Raw genomic sequence first — 15,519 nt, forward strand, 5'->3', positions numbered from 1 at the left:
TTACGTGTTCCGCGGTACCGGCGGGTGTCGCGGACGTCAGGTACTGCGCTCGGAGCCCCCGCGCCGGGAGCCGGCGGCGCTGACGGCCGGAGTGGCGGCGGGAGTGGTGGTGGGGGTGCTGGCGGGTGTCGTGGGCGTCAGGTGCTGCGGTCGGACCCGCCGCGCCGGGAGCCGGCGGCGCTGACGGCCGGAGTGACGGGAGCGGTGGCGGGAGTGGTGGCGGGTGTCGCGGACGTCAGGTGCTGCGCTCGGAGCCGCCGCGCCGGGAGCCGGCAGCGGTGACGGCCGGAGTGGCGGCCGGAGTGGTGGCGGGCGTGGTGGCCTGGGTGGTGGCCTGGGTGGTGGCCGGGGTGGTGGCCTGGGTGGTGGCGGGGGTGGTGGTGAGGCGGTTGGGGGGTGGGAGGTGGACTACGCGGTTCAGTTGGCCCATGTCGCGGAGGATGGTGTGGGAGGCGGCGGCCGCTGCCGTGCCGGGCTGGTAGCCGGCGGCGAAGCCGACCGCCTCGAACATGTCCACGTCGTTGCTGCCGTCCCCGATCGCGATGGTGCGTTCCCGGGGGATCCCGAGCTCTTCGTTCCAGCGGCGGATGGCGGTCGCCTTCCCGGGACCGTCGATCAGATCGCTGACCTCTCCGGTGAGCACGCCGTTCTCGATCTCGAGCTTCCCGGCCGCGTACCGCTCGACGCCGAGCCGCTCCGCGAGCGGCCCGACGACGGCGTCGAACCCGCCGCTCGCGATCGCGACCTCGTGGCCCGCGGCCCGGAGCTCGCGGATCAGCTGCTCGGCGCCTTCGCTCAGCTCGACGCCCTCTGCCACCTGGCGGACCAGTGACGCGTCGACACCCCGCAGTACGGCGATCTTGGCGCGGATGGACGTCTCGTAGTCCCCGGCCTGTGCCGCCTGGACCTCGGGCAGCCGCCCGGCGAGCTCGGCCAGCGTGTCCAACGTGTCGTGCTTGCTCAGCGTCTTGTCGACGTCGAACACGAACAGGTGCCGCTGCATCGGAACCGCCGGCTGCAGCGGAACGGTCGCTTCCCGCGGGTCCGCCGTCCTGTTCTCCGGAGCGAGTGCGCGGTCCATCGTGGCGGCGACCTCGCTCCGCAGCGACGGTCGCCACTGCCCGTGCGCAGGGTCCCAGACGCCGTTCGACCCGTCGGCGGCGCCGTCGAGGAACGCGCCGATGGTTTCCGTCATTTCCTTGAACTCCGGGTACTCCTGGAGCTGCGGGATCCGTGCCCGCAGCTGCCGGAAACCCTGGTCCCACAGGATTTCCGTCTCGTCGTCGCGGGCCGGTGCCTGCCCGTAGAAGCGGTACGGGTGCGGCGGACCGGTCCGGCCGGCCTCGCGCCAGTGCCAGTTCTCCGCCAGCGCTTTCCGAAGCTTCGCGCCGTCCACCGGACAGGTCCGCGCGATGTAGTACAGATCGGCGATGTCCTTGAACCGGGGCGCGGCGATTCCGTCGCCGACCCCCGGCTGCAGGGCGAGGGCCGCCATCTTGTCCGCCGCCAGGTCCGCCACCGGCCGCAGCAGCGGCCTGATCGGTTTCAGGCCGGGGAGCTGAACGCCGACGATCGACCGCCGGGCCCGCTCGGGCTCGCTGGACTGCTGGATCATGGTCGGCATCTTCACGTCGACCTCGATCGTGAAGGCGTCCCCGTCGCGCCGCAGGCCGAGGGGCCCGCGGCTGTCGTCGACCGGCTGTACGTCGATCGTGAAGACGGCGTGCCCGCGTCCGGCGACCTCGACGTTCCGGGTCGTGTACCGGACCAGGCCGCCGAGGCCCTCGCCGCCGTCGAGCGGGTTGTGCCGCAGCGGCGCCACCGCGATGACGGACTCACGCACCCGGGCCAGGTACTCGTCGTCCGGCAGGTGCCCGATCGCGTCGTTGTAGACGTCGAGGTCGTTGGCGGTGCGCGCCATCGCGTAGACCTGGTCGACCCCGGCTCCGGCGTCGGTGGTCCCGGACCACGCCTCGGCGTAGGCCGGAAGCGGGTTGGAGCCGGTGTTCTTCCAGGCGTCACCATCCCGGTTCAGCTGGGACAGGAAGTCTCCGACGGCCAGCTGCCGCTTGGCGCGGTCGACCGGGAAGTGCGGGGTGCTGACCTCCTGCAGACGACCGATCAGCCGGGCCCAGCGCGGGAACGCGCCGCGGAACTGCTTGCGGTCGAGGTGACCGTCGTACCCGGGCATGCCGTCAGCCCTTCGCGGCCGCGTCGAGCGCGGACTCGAGCCAGCTGGGACCGTCGTACGCCGGTTCGCGGCCGGCGAACTGCCGCGTCAGGCCCGCGCCGAGCTCGTCGGCTGTCGTCCAGCCCTGACTGATGAAGGACCTGGCCAGCCGGCCGAGGTCGGACAGGTCGAGGCCCTGGCCGTCGGCGAGATCGGCCAGCGTCCGGGCCGGCGCGGTGACCGGAAGGCCCTCGATCACGCGGCACTGGTCCTCGGCGACCGATCGCGGGTACACCGTCACGTTGCCGGGCAGTGCGTTGCGCGCCCGGCCGGAGAACTCGAGCTCGTCGCCGCCGACGCTGCCGGCGCCGTACAGCCGGGCGGCGGACCGGTGCGAGACGACCAGGGTGGTCAGCGACCGTTCCCACGCGGGGGAGGCCTCGGCTAGCAGCCAGGTCGCGTAGAGAGTCGGATGCGGATGACTCGCGCCGGCGCGGACCCGCAGTACGCCCTCGACGATCGGCTCGACGATCTCGGCGTCCCGCAGTTGCGCGAGCACCTGCTCGGTCACCTCGCCGCGCAGCTGCGCGATCGCCACCAGGCCATGCTGGCCCTCGGCCAGACTGCAGATCCGCGCGAACGCCTCGAGTGTGCGCGGGCGTGCGAAGCCCTTCATGTGCCAACTCCACAGCCGTCGGGGACAGTGCCGCGTTCATCATTCAGGGCCCGAGGTTCAGGAAAGTGAACGGGTGGTGACGGAAAGTTTCATCAAGTACTGGCCAAGCGGCGGAAATTGCCGGACCGTGGTGTCAGGACACATTCCCCTTCACCGCCCCGGAGGTTGTTCCGATGTCCTTCACTCGACCCTTGCCGCGACTGCTCGCGATCCTGCTGTTGTTCGTCGCGACGCTGACGGCGTCGCAGGTGGTGTCCACGACCGTCGCGCACGCGGACGGTTGTTACACGTGGAGCCGTACCCTCAGCCAGGGTGCCAGTGGCGAGGACGTACGGCAGTTGCAGATCCGCGTCTCCGGCTATCCCGGGTACGGCGGCCATCTCGCGATCGACGGCGCCTTCGGGCCGGCCACCAAGGCGGCGGTCCAGCGGTTCCAGTCGGCGTACGGGCTGACCGCCGACGGGGTCGCCGGGCAGAACACGTTCAACAAGATCTACGCGCTGCAGGACGACGACTGCACGCCGATCCACTTCACCTACGCCGAACTCGACGACGGCTGCGGCGGGTCCGGGTTCGACGGCGGCCCGCTGTCCGCGGCGGCGACCAAGGCCAACGCGCTCGAGACGATGTGGCACCTGGAGGCCCTGCGGCACGCGCTGGGTGACCAGCCGCTGGTCGTGACCAGCGGTTTCCGCAGCTACTCGTGTAACAGCCAGGTCGGCGGCGCCAGCAACAGCCAGCACCTGTACGGCCGCTCCGCCGACCTGGTCGGCAACCCGTCGCTCTGCACCCTCGCCAAGCAGGCCCGCTACCACGGCTTCGGCGGCATCCTCGGCCCCGGCTACCCCGGCCACAACGACCACACCCACCTCGACATCCGCACCAGCAACTTCTGGGACGCCCCCACCTGCGGCATCTAGTCCAGCGGACGTTCCCCGAGATCGGTCAGCGGCGGTAGCCCCAGTGCTACCGCCGCTGCCAGCCTGTCCCAACCAGCCCGCCCGAACGGCTCCACCCCGGCCGCGAAATCCCGCTCCAAGCCCCGCGCGGCGTCCTCGGCCTCCGCACGTTCGGCATCACTGACCAGCCCGGCCGCGTGCGCCGCCGCCAGCTCGTCCCAGTCCTCGGTGCCGATCGTTCCGTCGGGCTGCCGGAACGGATCCAGCTCCAGGTCCTCGAACGTCCATTCCTCGCCGACCAGCACAGGCGTCGTACCGACATCGACGTGCAGGAACCCGCTCTGCCGGAAGTACGCGAACCACCACCCGTCGTGGGGAGCCAGCTGGACGCAGTGCTCACCCGGTCCGGCCGGCCCGAGCTGGGCCATCTCGCAGTACTCGCCGTTGTCGCCGCGGAAGAGCGAGCGGGCCGGCGTGTAGAACCAGGTGCCGAAGGCATCCGTGTCCAGCATGTAAGCGGCCCACAGCCCCGAGCCGCGCGGGCGCTTGCGTTTGCGGAGGTAGGTGACGTTCACAGGAGTTCGCTGAGGGCGTGGATGGTGAGGCCGACGAGGGCGCCGACGACGGTGCCGTTGATGCGGATGAACTGGAGGTCGCGGCCGACGTGGAGTTCGATGCGGGCGGCGGCCTCGCGGCCGTCCCAGCGTTCGATGGTGTCGGAGATGACCGAGACGATCTCGGCACCGTACGTGCGTACGACGTACCCGACCGCCTCGGCCGCGCGGGCGTCGACCTTCGCGCGGAGCGGCTCGTCCTCCTGCAGGCGGCCGCCGAGGTCCTGCAGCGCCTTCACGCCCCGCGCCCGCAGCGTGCTGCCCGGGTCGTTGATCGCGTCGATCAGCGCCGTCCGCATCGCGTCCCACACGGCCGTCAGGCTCGACCCCATGTCCGGATGCGTCAGCATCCGCGCCTTCCACGCCTCGAAGCGTTCCATCGTGTCCGGGTCGTGCTGCAGGTCGTCCGCCAGCTGCCCGAGCAGCCGGTCGATCGCCCGCCGCGCCGGGTGCGTCTGGTTGTCCCGTACGTCGGCCAGCCAGGCGAGCGCCTCGCGGTGGATGCGGTCGATCACCAGCCGGTCCACCCACTGCGGCGACCAGCGCGGCGCCCGCGGACCGACCACGTCCGCGAGCAGCTCGCGATTCGCGGCCAGCCAGTCGTACGCCTCCACCATCAGCAGGTCGAACAGCGCGTGATGCGCGCCGTCCTCGACCACCGAGCCGACGAAGTGCCCTGCGATCGGGCTCAACGGCTCCTTCACGAACCGCGGCAGCAACGACCCGCGGACGAACGCGGCCACGTCGTCGTCCCCGAGCTTCGGCAGCGCCGCGCCGACCGTCCGCGCGCCCTCCGCCACGATCCGCTCGGCATGGTTGCCGTCGGCAAGCCACTCGCCGACCCGGCGGCTGACCTGCGCGGTCCGCATCTTCTCCGCGACGACCTCCTCGGACAGGAAGTTCTCCGTCACGAACTGCTCGAGGCTCTCCGCGAGGCTGTCCTTGCGGGTCGGCACGATCGCGGTGTGCGGGATCGGCAGCCCGAGCGGCCGCCGGAACAGCGCGGTCACCGCGAACCAGTCCGCCAGCGCGCCCACCATCGCCGCCTCGGCCGCCGCGTTCAGGTACCCCCAGCCGCCGCCGCGGTGCAGCGTCGCCACGTAGATCACGGCGGCGAGCACCAGCAGCGACAACGCCACCGTCCGCATCTGCCGCAGCCCACGCCGCCGTACCAGATCGGCCGCGCCCAACGTCAAGGTCGCCATACCCCGATCTAACCAAGTCGGCGGTGACGAAGCCCTCAGGCAAGTACCTGATTCGCCCCTCGGCGTTCCATCAGCCCCGAGATCGCCGCCAGCACCAGGCCGGCCAGCGCCAGCGCCGCGCCGAGGCGGCTCGGCCACTCGTAGCCGTAGCCGGCGGCGAGGACGACGCCGCCGAGCCAGGCGCCGAGCGCGTTCGCGATGTTCAGCGTGGAGTGGTTCAGCGACGCGGCCAGCGACTGGCCCTCGTGCGCGACGTCCATCAGACGGGTCTGCAGCGCGGGCACCAGGATGCTCGCCGAGCAGCCCAGCGCGAACACCGCGACCAGCGCCCCGGGACGGGTCTGCGCGAGCCAGCCGAAGGTCCCGAGCACCACGGCGACCGCGACCAGTCCGCCGTACACGCTGCCCATCAGCCAGCGGTCGGCGAGCCGGCCGCCGAGGACGGTGCCGGCCGTCATGCCCACGCCGTACACGCCGAGCACGATCGTCACGGCCGACTCGGAGAAACCGGCCAGTTCCGTCATCGTCGGCGTGATGTAGGAGTACGTCGCGAACATGCCGCCGAAGCCGACCATCCCGACGAGCAGCGCCATCCACACCTGCGGCCGGGCCAGCGCGCTGAGCTCGCTGCGGACGTTCACGTCGCCGCCGACCGGCTGCGGCGGCACCCAGAACCAGACGGCGACCAGCGTGAGCAGCCCCAGTACGCCGACCGCGAGGAACGGCACCTGCCAACCCAGCTGCTGACCGAGGTACGTCGTCACCGGGACGCCGAGGATGTTCGCGACCGGGAGCCCGACCATCGTCATCGACACCGCGCGGGCGCGCCGGCCGGGCGGCACCATCGACGCGCCGACCACCGCGCCGATGCCGAAGAACGCGCCGTGCGGGACGCCGGACAGGAACCGCGCGGCCAGCAGGAACTCGTAGCTCGCCGCGACCGCCGACAGCACGTTGCCGAGCACGAACACCGCCATCAGCCCGAGCAGCAGGCGTTTCCGCCCGGTCCGCGCGCCGAGCGCCGCGATCACCGGAGCGCCGACCACGACCCCGAGCGCGTACGCCGAGACGACGTGACCGGCAGTCGGGATCGAGATGCCGACACCGTCCGCGATCTGCGGCAGCAGCCCCATCGTGACGAACTCGGTGGTCCCGATCGCGAACCCGCCGGTGGCCAGCGCGAACAACGCCAGACTCACGTGCCGCGCGGTCGTGTCAGGAGTCACCGAACTTGTCACACCTGATTGTCGCAGATGCCATGGTGGCGACCGGCGCGGCCGTGAAAGCATCCGGCATGGCCAACTTCGGGGACTACCAGCTGCAGATCTACCTGCAGGGGATGCTGCAGGACACGCGGCCGGAGATCACGACCGACCTGGCGCGGCTGGAGTCGCAGGCGGCCGGGAGGCTGCCGGCCGAGGCGATGGGGTACATCGTCCCCAGCGCCGGCGAGGGCTCGACCGCCTGGGCGAACCGGGCCGCCTTCGACCGCTGGCGTCTGGCGCCCCGGATGCTCCGCGGCAGCACCGAGCGCGACCTGTCCTGCACCGTCCTCGGTACGGCGATGCCCGCACCGGTGCTGGTCGCGCCGATCGGCGTCCAGACCCTCGCGCACGAGGAAGGCGAACTGGCGACCTCGCGGGCCGCCGACACCCTCGGACTGACCTACACGCACTCCACGCAGGCCAGCCACGCGATCGAGCAGATCGAGGCGGCGAACAAGTGGTTCCAGCTCTACTACCCGACCGACCGCGACGTCTGCCTGAGCTTCCTGCGGCGCGCGGAGGCCGCGGGGTACGGCGTACTCGTCGTGACGCTCGACACCGGGACGATCGGGTGGCGGCCGGCCGACCTGGACCGCGGGTACCTGCCGTTCCTGAAGGGGGACGGGCTGGCGAACTACTTCAGCGATCCGGCGTTCCGCGCGAAGCTGGCGAAACCGATCGCCGACGACCCCGGCGCGGCGGTGATGCACTGGGCGCAGATGTTCCCGAACGTCGGGCTGGCCTGGGACGACCTGTCGTTCCTGCGCGACAACTGGGGCGGGCCGATCGTCCTGAAGGGCATCACCCACGTCGAGGACGCGAAGCTGGCCGCCGAGTACGGCGTCGACGGCATCGTGGTCTCGAACCACGGCGGCCGCCAGGTCGACGGCGCGGTCGCCGCGCTGGACGCCCTGCCCGCGATCGCGGACGCGGTCGGCGAGCAGCTGACGATCCTGTTCGACTCCGGTGTTCGCACCGGCGCCGACGCCGCGAAGGCCCTCGCGCTCGGCGCCAAGGCGGTGCTGCTCGGCCGCCCGCTCCTCTACGGGCTGGCGCTGGGCGGCCAAGCAGGCGTCGAGCACGTCCTGCGCTGCTTCCTCGCGGAGCTCGATCTCACGCTGGCGCTCTCCGGCTACGCCAACCACCGCGAGCTCACCCGCGACTCGGTGGTCCGCGCGTGAAGGCGGTGGTGTTCGATCTCGACAACACGCTGTTCGACCACACGGGCTCGGCGACGCTCGGACTCCGCGGTTGGGTGACGGAGCTGGGCGTCACGCCGACCGACGAGCTGGTCGCGGAGTGGTTCGTGATCGAGGACCGCGTCTACCCGCGGTGGCTGTCCGGCGAGCTCACGCACCAGGGGCAGCGGCGTGCGAGGCTGCACGAGTTCCTGCCGTTGATCGGTCGGCCGGTGCCGCCGACGGAGGCCGCGCAGGACGAGTTCTTCGAGGGCTACCTGCGGCACTACCGCGACCGCTGGATCGCGTACCCGGACGCGCGCCCCGCGCTGGAGGTTGCCCGAGGCAACGGGTGGCGGATCGGCGTACTCACCAACGGCAGCACCGTGCAGCAGAACGCGAAGCTGGAGGCGATCGGGCTGGCGGAGCTGGTGGATGTGGTGTGCACGTCCGAATCACTCGGCGTCAGCAAGCCCGATCCGCTGGCCTATCAGCGCGTTTGTGAAGCGCTGGGCTGCGAACCGGCCGACGTCCTGATGATCGGCGACAACCTTGAGCTGGACGTACTGGCCGCACAAGCCGCGGGGTTGGCCGCGCGGCACCTGGACCGCGCGGCCGGAACCGTGCTCACCGAGCTGCTCTGATCTGAGTTCCGGGAAAGCCCCGCGAGGTCAGCGCGCGAGGTTGTTGTAGCCGCCCCGCCCGGTGCCGTCGCGCCACGGGCTCGCCGCCGCCGCGTCCACGCCCTGGGGCGCAGCACCATCCGCACGGCGGGACACCGCGCCGGCCGCCGGGGCGTACGGGTCGCGTCCGCGACCGAGGTCCTCCTGGCGCCCGGACGTGACCTGCTGTTCGAGCTGGTCGGCGAACTCGAGGACGGCGTCGATCTCGGCGCCGTCGGCCGCCCGGGACCCGAAGCGCTGGCCGCCGCCGAGATCGTGACTGACGACCACGGCGGATTCGTACTGCTCGTCCGGCTTGAGGTACGCATCGTTCTTGGTCGGCGTGACGAGGACGTTCTCGTACTCGTACCCCGACGACCGTCCCACGGCGTAGAGGTGACCGTCGTCGTACCGATGCTCCTGCACGAACGACCTCTCGTCACCGCACGCGCGCCGCACCGCCTCGATCAACTCGCTGCCCTTGATCGGCCGACCGAACTTCACCGTCTTCTTGGCGATCGAATCGCTGATGTCAATCACGGCATCAAGCATTTCGTGCGCAGGGGTCAGCTGATCGTCCAGGTGTCGGAACCGGTGACGAGGGACTGGAGGTCGCCGGGGCCCTGGGTTTCCTGGGCGGTGGTGATCTGCTGGCGGACCAGGTCGTCGTACGCCGGACGCTCGACCGAGCGGAAGACGCCGACCGGGGCGCGGTGCAGGACGCCGCCGTCGGTGAGCCGGGACAGGGCGAACGCGTACGCCGGGTCCTCGGTGTGCGCGTCGTGGACGACCAGGTCGGCCTCGCCGTTCGGCAGCTCCGCGACCTCGCGGACCGCGAGCGAGGCGAACCCGTCGCGGACCACGCCGAGCCGGCCGTCCGTGCCGAACCGGATCGGCTCGCCGTGCACGAGCGGGATGATCGCGTCGTCCCGGGTCTCCGGGTCCTTGAACGCCTCGAACGCGTTGTCGTTGAAGATCGGGCAGTTCTGGTAGATCTCCACGAACGCCGTACCGCGGTGCTCGGCCGCCGCCCGCAGCACCGAGGTGAGGTGCTTGCGGTCGGAGTCGATCGTGCGCGCCACGAACGTCGCCTCCGCGCCGAGCGCCAGCGAGACCGGGTTGAACGGGTTGTCCACCGAGCCCATCGGCGTCGACTTCGTCACCTTGCCCGGCTCCGAGGTCGGCGAGTACTGGCCCTTGGTGAGGCCGTAGATCCGGTTGTTGAACAGCAGGATCTTGAGGTTCACGTTCCGCCGCAGCGTGTGGATCAGGTGGTTGCCGCCGATCGACAGCGCGTCGCCGTCACCGGTCACCACCCAGACGCTCAGGTCCGGCCGGGCGGTCGCCAGCCCGGTCGCGATCGCCGGCGCGCGGCCGTGGATCGAGTGCATGCCGTACGTCGACAGGTAGTACGGGAACCGCGACGAGCAGCCGATCCCGGAGACGATCGCGACGTTCTCGCGCTTGATCCCCAGCTCTGGCAGGAACCCCTGGAAGGCCGCGAGGACGGCGTAGTCACCGCAGCCGGGGCACCAGCGGACCTCCTGGTCCGACACGTACTCCTTGCGGTTCTGCGGCTCGGTCGCGAGCGGGACGCCGCTCAGACCGTTGGGCAGGCTCGGCATGCCGAGCTCCACGGTGCTCATCGTGCTCCCCTTGTCTGCATTCCAGGCTTCACGTGGCCGTTGCTGTCGGCCAGTGCCTCGCCGTGCTTGACGGCGGCCGCGGCCGCCCCCAGGTGCCGGGCGTCGTCGTCGATGCCCTCGGTCTCCTCGACCAGGTTGCCGATCACCTCGGCCAGCTCCGCCGCGCCGAGCGGCATGCCGCGGACCTGCGCGTAGGAGACCACGTCGACCAGGTACTTCGAGCGCAGCAGCATCGCCAGCTGGCCCAGGTTCATCTCCGGGACGAGCACCTTGTCGTAGCTGCGCAGTACGTCGCCGAGGTTCTCCGGGAACGGGTTCAGGTGCCGCAGGTGCGCCTGCGCGACCTTGCCGCCGACCTTGCGGACCCGGCGCACACCCGCGCCGATCGGGCCGTACGTCGAACCCCACCCGAGCACCAGGACCTTCGCCGTACCGTCGGGGTCGTCGACCTGGACCGGCGGGATCGACCGCGCCACGGCGTCGACCTTGGCCTGCCGGGTACGGATCATCAGGTCGTGGTTGGCCGGGTCGTAGGAGATGTTGCCGGTCTTGTCCTCCTTCTCCAGACCGCCGATCCGGTGGTCCAGCCCGGCGGTGCCCGGGACCGCCCAGGCGCGGGCCAGGGTCTCCGGGTCGCGCTCGTACGGGAGGTACAGCGGCTTGCCGTCCGGGCCGGTCGCGTTCGGCGCGGTGGTGAAGTCCGGGTCGATGGCCGGCAGCTCGTCGACGGCCGGGATCTTCCACGGCTCGGACCCGTTCGCCAGGTAGCCGTCGGACAGCACGATCACCGGCGTCCGGTAGGTGATCGCGATCCGGGCCGCCTCGATCGCGATCGCGAAGCAGTCCGCGGGGGACTGCGCCGCGAGCACCGGCAGCGGGGCCTCGCCGTTGCGGCCGAACATCACCTGCAGCAGGTCGGCCTGCTCGGTCTTGGTCGGCATCCCGGTCGACGGGCCGGCGCGCTGGATGTCGCAGATCACCAGCGGCAGCTCGAGCATCACGCCGAGGCCGATCGTCTCGGACTTCAGGCTGATGCCCGGACCGGACGACGTGGTGACCCCGAGGGCGCCGCCGAACGACGCGCCGAGCGCGGCGCCGACACCGGCGATCTCGTCCTCGGCCTGGATCGTCGTGACGTTGAACCGCTTGAGCTTGGACAGCTCGTGCAGCACGTCGGACGCCGGGGTGATCGGGTACGCACCGAGCACCAGCGGCAGCCCGGCCCGCTGCGCGCCCGCCACCAGGCCGTAGGCCAGCGCCAGGTTGCCGGAGATGTTCCGGTAGGTGCCGGCGGCCATGCTGGCCGGCTTCACCTCGTACCGGACCGAGAACTCCTCGGCGGTCTCGCCGAAGTTGTAGCCGGCCCGGAAGGCCGCGATGTTCGCGTCCCGGATCTCCGGCTTCGAGGCGAACTTGGTCTCCAGGAACGAGATCGTCGACTCGACCGGGCGCTGGAACAGCCAGGACACCAGGCCGAGCGCGTACATGTTCTTCGCCCGGGACGCGTCCTTGCGGGACAGCCCGAACTCCTTGACCGACTCCACCGTCATGCCGGTCAGGTTCAGCGGGACCACGTGGTACCCGTCGAGCTCGCCGGTCTCCAGCGGGTTCTCGTCGTACCCGATCCGCTTCAGGTTCCGGGCGGTGAAGTCGGCGGTGTCGACGATCAGGGTCCGGCCCCGCGGCACGTCCTTGAGGTTCGCCTTCAGGGCCGCCGGGTTCATCGCGATCAGCACGTCGGGCGCGTCACCCGGCGTGAGGATGTCGTGATCGGCGAAGTGGAGCTGGAAGGAGCTGACTCCCGGCAGGGTCCCGGCTGGTGCCCGGATCTCGGCCGGAAAGTTGGGCAACGTCGACAGGTCGTTGCCGAACGATGCCGTTTCCGCTGTGAACCTGTCCCCCGTGAGTTGCATCCCGTCGCCGGAGTCGCCGGCGAAGCGGATCACCACGCGGTCGAGCTGCTTGACCTCGATGGTCACTGTTCTGTTCATCTCCAAGTCGAAGCTTGGGTCGGTCCGGCACCTCGTGGATACCAGGTCGATCCCCCCGTCAGGGCGATAACCCCAATATTAGTTCGCCCTTAGAACGGAATCATGCGGAAGCCCCGGTGGTCCACAGCCTGGGACGCGGTGTTACAAGCCGGCCCGATCAGGTAGGGCGGTGGGTCCCTCCGGTGTCACCCTCCGCGAGTGCTCGCTTGCGATCCGCAGCGAGAACCGGCAGGGTGGCGGTCGTCTTGTTGTGAGCTCAGGGAGTCGTCTCATGCGCCATGGGCGGTTGCTCGCCGGATTGCTGACGTTGCTGGTCCCGGGCTGCGCAGCCCCGATCGCCCCGGCGGACAGCGCCCTGAGTCTGGGCAGTACGGCGTCCGCGGCGGTGACGGCTGCCACGCGGACGGCGAAGATCCACAGCATCCGGACGACCGACGCGACCAAGGGCGTCATCATGGTGGTCGGGATCCTGTCGCCGGCGCCCAAGGCCGGGACGCGGGTGCCGCTGCACCAGTGGATCCCGTCGCTGAAGCGCTGGCAGGAGGTCGCGCACGGGTACTCGTCCGGTGGCAGCGTCAGGATCACCACGGTGCAGCCCGGGTCGGTCCGGACGTACCGGATCGCCGTCGGCCCGCAGGCGCCGTACGCCGCGGCGATCTCGCCGATGATCAGCTTCAAGCACTACGTGTGGCGGGGGATGTTCAAGAAGGGCCTGCTGGCCGCGGGCGGTGCCGGGCAGCCGCAGTTCACCGTCGTACCGCCGAAGGAAGGGCCGCGGCGGTCCGAGGCCGACCTGCTCGCGAACCAGGGCGGGTACGTTTGGGGTGACGTGGACGCGACCGGGTGCCGCTACTCGCGGAACTGGCTGGGCAACCTGACCGACGGACTGGTGCGGGTGTCGCTGCACAGCGGGACCACGGCGCTGACGTCGGTCCGGATGCAGCAGGAGACCGAGGGGTGGCTGAACCACGACATCACCGGCGTGACCCGCCTCCGCTTCCAGGTCGCCGACATCCGCTCCGGCTACGGCCCGTACGTCTCGATCGATGCCTTACTGCTCTGCACGAACTAGACTGCGACCTGTGTCGGACAGCTATGGCGTCGTCGCCGCGGTGGTCGCGCTCGGCCTGGTCGGGCTGATCGGCGCGTTCGCGCTGAACAAGGCGCTGACGGTCACGTATCCGACCGAGGGCAAGCTCAAGACGTACGAGTCCGGCGTCGACCCGGTCGGCGAGGGCTGGGCGCAGATGCACATCAGGTACTACCTGTTCGCGTACCTGTACGTGATCTTCGCCGTCGACGCGATCTACCTCTTCCCCTGGGCCACCATCTTCGCGGCCCTCGGCTTCGCCACCCTCGTCGAGATGTTCGTCTTCCTCGCCTTCGTAGCGGTAGGCCTCCTCTACGCCTACCGCAAGGGCGTCCTCCGCTGGACCTGAGCCACGCGTCGGGAACCGTGCGGGCCGGGGCCGCGTCGAGTCCACGAATGTCACCGACGAAGGGAACTCGATCATGGCTTTCGGCAGGCGCAACACGAACAGCGACCGGATCAGCGCCAAGAACACGGACGCGGCGATCAAGCTGAGCAGGGACCCCGCGTGGCGGACCGCGGATGCCAAGACGGCCAAGAACATGCGGGCCGCTCAGAAGAAGGCGGCGAACGCGGTTCGCAAGGCCAACGGCGGTCAGTCGAAGTAGCCGGTCGGCTCGGGGTACCGTGACGGGGCTGTGAGTACCGGTGGGTGCGCACAGCCCCGCCTTCCCGAGGAGCGACGACGTGCAGAGCTGGCTGGACGGCAATCTCGCGGAGCTGATCACGAAGCACGGCGTGCCGGCGGCGTCCGTCGCCGTGCTGGCCGGTGGGGAGGTGAGTGCGGCGGCCGCGGGGGTGCTGAATCTGAACACCGGGGTCGAGGCGACCGTCGACTCGGTGTTCCAGATCGGGTCGATCACGAAGCTGTGGACGACCACGCTGATCGCGCAGCTCGTTGCCGAGGGCAAGGTCGAGCTCGACCGGCCGGTGCGCGCCTACCTTCCGGAGTTCAAGCTCGCCGACGAGGACGCTGCCGCGGCGATCACGATCCGGCAGTTGCTCACCCACACCAGCGGGTTCTCGGGCGACGCGTTCACCTCGACCTCGCGCGGTGACGACGCGGTCGAGTTGTTCGTCCGCGACGTCCTGCCCGGCCTCGCGCAGGACGTGCAGCCGGGCGCGGGCTTCTCCTACAACAACGCCGGGTACGTCGTCCTCGGCCGGATCGCCGAGGTCCTGCTCGGGAAGCCGTACCACCAGCTGATCCGTGAGCGGATCGCCGTACCGCTCGAGCTGGAGCACGTCGCGACCATCCCGGACGAGGCGCTGCTGTACCGCGCCGCGCTCGGGCACGTCGCGCCGAAGCCCGGCGATCCGCTGCGGGCGGCGCCGGTGTGGAGCCTGGTGCACGCGATGGCGCCGGCCGGGTCGCTGCTGGCGATGACTGCGCGGGACCTGCTCACGTTCGGCCGGGCGTACCTGGACGCGACACTGCTCGACCGGGCCACGATCGACGGCCTCTGGGAGCCGCAGATCGACGTACCGGCGATCGGTGGCTTCGCGCAGCACTGGGGGCTCGGCTGGATGATCTTCGACGTCGAGGGCGGCCGGCTCTACGGCCATGACGGCGGCACGGTCGGCCAGTCGGCGTTCTTCCGGCTGGTGCCGGACAAGGGTGTCGCGGTCGCGCTGCTCACCAACGGCGGCAGCCCGGGAGCGCTGTACGACGACCTGGTCGGCCACATCCTCCGCGAGACCGCGGGGGTCGAGCTCCCGGCGCGTCCGGTACCGCCCACGGAGCCGGTCGAGATCTCGCCGGAACTGGTCACCGGCCGCTACGCCGGCGTACTGACGCAGAGCACGTTCACCGTCGAGGACGGGGAGTTCTGGGTGCTCGACGAGGCGGTCGGCGAGGAGGCGCGGGTGCTGATCCCGGAGCCGCGCCGGACCCGGTTGGTGGCGCTCGACGACACCCGGCTGATCGCCGCCGAGCCGGAGCGCGGGACGCACGAGGTGATCGCGTTCCGGGATCCGGTCGACGGGCGGGCGACGTACACGTTCCGCGGTGGCCGGCTCACCCGGCGGAGTAACTGAAAGTAGTTCATCTCTAGACTGCCGGAACTCGTTGCCCGGTCACCGCTTGTGATTGCGTGGGGCAACAATCGTGAGGTTCAAGCGTT

General features: G+C 70.7%; 15 protein-coding genes. 7 read left to right on the forward strand and 8 right to left on the reverse strand.

All coding sequences use genetic code 11. The features are described from left to right. Positions 1 to 235: 235 nt before the first annotated feature. Together ABN611_RS16620 and ABN611_RS16625 are read right to left on the reverse strand one after the other, a co-directional pair. Positions 236 to 2,191: an HAD-IB family phosphatase gene (locus tag ABN611_RS16620; protein WP_350280780.1), complete on the reverse strand. Its 1,956-nt coding sequence runs from the start codon at positions 2,189 to 2,191 to the stop codon at positions 236 to 238. Positions 2,192 to 2,195: 4 nt separating this feature from the next. After that, on the reverse strand, positions 2,196 to 2,846 hold the full coding sequence (locus ABN611_RS16625) for a hypothetical protein (RefSeq protein WP_350280781.1): 651 nt from the start codon (positions 2,844 to 2,846) through the stop codon (positions 2,196 to 2,198). 173 nt (positions 2,847 to 3,019) lie between these two features. Between ABN611_RS16625 and ABN611_RS16630 the strand changes: the two genes are divergently transcribed. Next, the gene (locus ABN611_RS16630) at positions 3,020 to 3,766 is read left to right on the forward strand and encodes a M15 family metallopeptidase (RefSeq protein WP_350280782.1); all 747 of its coding nucleotides are present in this window, start codon (positions 3,020 to 3,022) and stop codon (positions 3,764 to 3,766) included. On the opposite strand, the gene ABN611_RS16635 is transcribed toward ABN611_RS16630, so the two are convergent. The 3 genes from ABN611_RS16635 to ABN611_RS16645 are packed head-to-tail and all read right to left on the reverse strand — an operon-like array spanning position 3,763 to position 6,790. Beyond that, positions 3,763 to 4,320: a DUF402 domain-containing protein gene (locus ABN611_RS16635; RefSeq protein WP_350280783.1), complete on the reverse strand. Its 558-nt coding sequence runs from the start codon at positions 4,318 to 4,320 to the stop codon at positions 3,763 to 3,765. The genes ABN611_RS16630 and ABN611_RS16635 overlap by 4 nt on opposite strands. Continuing rightward, positions 4,317 to 5,564 (reverse strand): DUF445 domain-containing protein, encoded by a 1,248-nt coding sequence (locus tag ABN611_RS16640; RefSeq protein ID WP_350280784.1) that lies wholly within the window; start codon positions 5,562 to 5,564, stop codon positions 4,317 to 4,319. The genes ABN611_RS16635 and ABN611_RS16640 overlap by 4 nt, the downstream gene beginning before the upstream one ends. Positions 5,565 to 5,599: 35 nt before the next feature. Continuing rightward, positions 5,600 to 6,790, reverse strand: a complete 1,191-nt coding sequence (locus tag ABN611_RS16645; protein WP_350280785.1) for an MFS transporter — start codon at positions 6,788 to 6,790, stop codon at positions 5,600 to 5,602. A gap of 68 nt (positions 6,791 to 6,858) precedes the next feature. Here ABN611_RS16645 and ABN611_RS16650 point away from each other — a divergent pair, with 68 nt between their 5' ends. Further along, the gene (locus tag ABN611_RS16650) at positions 6,859 to 8,010 is read left to right on the forward strand and encodes an alpha-hydroxy-acid oxidizing protein (protein WP_350280786.1); all 1,152 of its coding nucleotides are present in this window, start codon (positions 6,859 to 6,861) and stop codon (positions 8,008 to 8,010) included. Next, entirely contained in the window at positions 8,007 to 8,651 is a 645-nt protein-coding gene (locus ABN611_RS16655; protein ID WP_350280787.1) for an HAD family hydrolase, read from the forward strand. The genes ABN611_RS16650 and ABN611_RS16655 overlap by 4 nt, the downstream gene beginning before the upstream one ends. Before the next feature lie 27 nt (positions 8,652 to 8,678). On the opposite strand, the gene ABN611_RS16660 is transcribed toward ABN611_RS16655, so the two are convergent. The 3 genes from ABN611_RS16660 to ABN611_RS16670 are packed head-to-tail and all read right to left on the reverse strand — an operon-like array spanning position 8,679 to position 12,306. Beyond that, a complete protein-coding gene (locus ABN611_RS16660) occupies positions 8,679 to 9,209 on the reverse strand; it encodes a hypothetical protein (RefSeq protein WP_350280788.1) in 531 nt (176 codons plus the stop codon). Positions 9,210 to 9,235: 26 nt separating this feature from the next. Continuing rightward, positions 9,236 to 10,315: a 2-oxoacid:ferredoxin oxidoreductase subunit beta gene (locus tag ABN611_RS16665; RefSeq protein ID WP_350280789.1), complete on the reverse strand. Its 1,080-nt coding sequence runs from the start codon at positions 10,313 to 10,315 to the stop codon at positions 9,236 to 9,238. Beyond that, positions 10,312 to 12,306, reverse strand: coding sequence for a 2-oxoacid:acceptor oxidoreductase subunit alpha (locus ABN611_RS16670; protein WP_350280790.1), 1,995 nt, complete (start codon positions 12,304 to 12,306; stop codon positions 10,312 to 10,314). Before ABN611_RS16670 ends, ABN611_RS16665 begins: the two co-directional genes overlap by 4 nt. Before the next feature lie 271 nt (positions 12,307 to 12,577). On the opposite strand from ABN611_RS16670, the gene ABN611_RS16675 reads away from it, so the two are divergent. The 4 genes from ABN611_RS16675 (at position 12,578) to ABN611_RS16690 (ending at position 15,433) form a co-directional block, all read left to right on the forward strand. Then, positions 12,578 to 13,378 (forward strand): hypothetical protein, encoded by an 801-nt coding sequence (locus tag ABN611_RS16675; RefSeq protein ID WP_350280791.1) that lies wholly within the window; start codon positions 12,578 to 12,580, stop codon positions 13,376 to 13,378. A 10-nt stretch (positions 13,379 to 13,388) separates the two neighbouring features. After that, positions 13,389 to 13,745, forward strand: coding sequence for an NADH-quinone oxidoreductase subunit A (locus ABN611_RS16680; RefSeq protein ID WP_350280792.1), 357 nt, complete (start codon positions 13,389 to 13,391; stop codon positions 13,743 to 13,745). Positions 13,746 to 13,818: 73 nt separating this feature from the next. Further along, entirely contained in the window at positions 13,819 to 14,004 is a 186-nt protein-coding gene (locus tag ABN611_RS16685; protein ID WP_350280793.1) for a hypothetical protein, read from the forward strand. A 79-nt stretch (positions 14,005 to 14,083) separates the two neighbouring features. Beyond that, positions 14,084 to 15,433 (forward strand): serine hydrolase domain-containing protein, encoded by a 1,350-nt coding sequence (locus ABN611_RS16690; RefSeq protein WP_350280794.1) that lies wholly within the window; start codon positions 14,084 to 14,086, stop codon positions 15,431 to 15,433. Positions 15,434 to 15,519 lie beyond the last annotated feature (86 nt).

The organism is Kribbella sp. HUAS MG21, assembly GCF_040254265.1.
In the GTDB taxonomy this organism is placed as follows: domain Bacteria; phylum Actinomycetota; class Actinomycetes; order Propionibacteriales; family Kribbellaceae; genus Kribbella.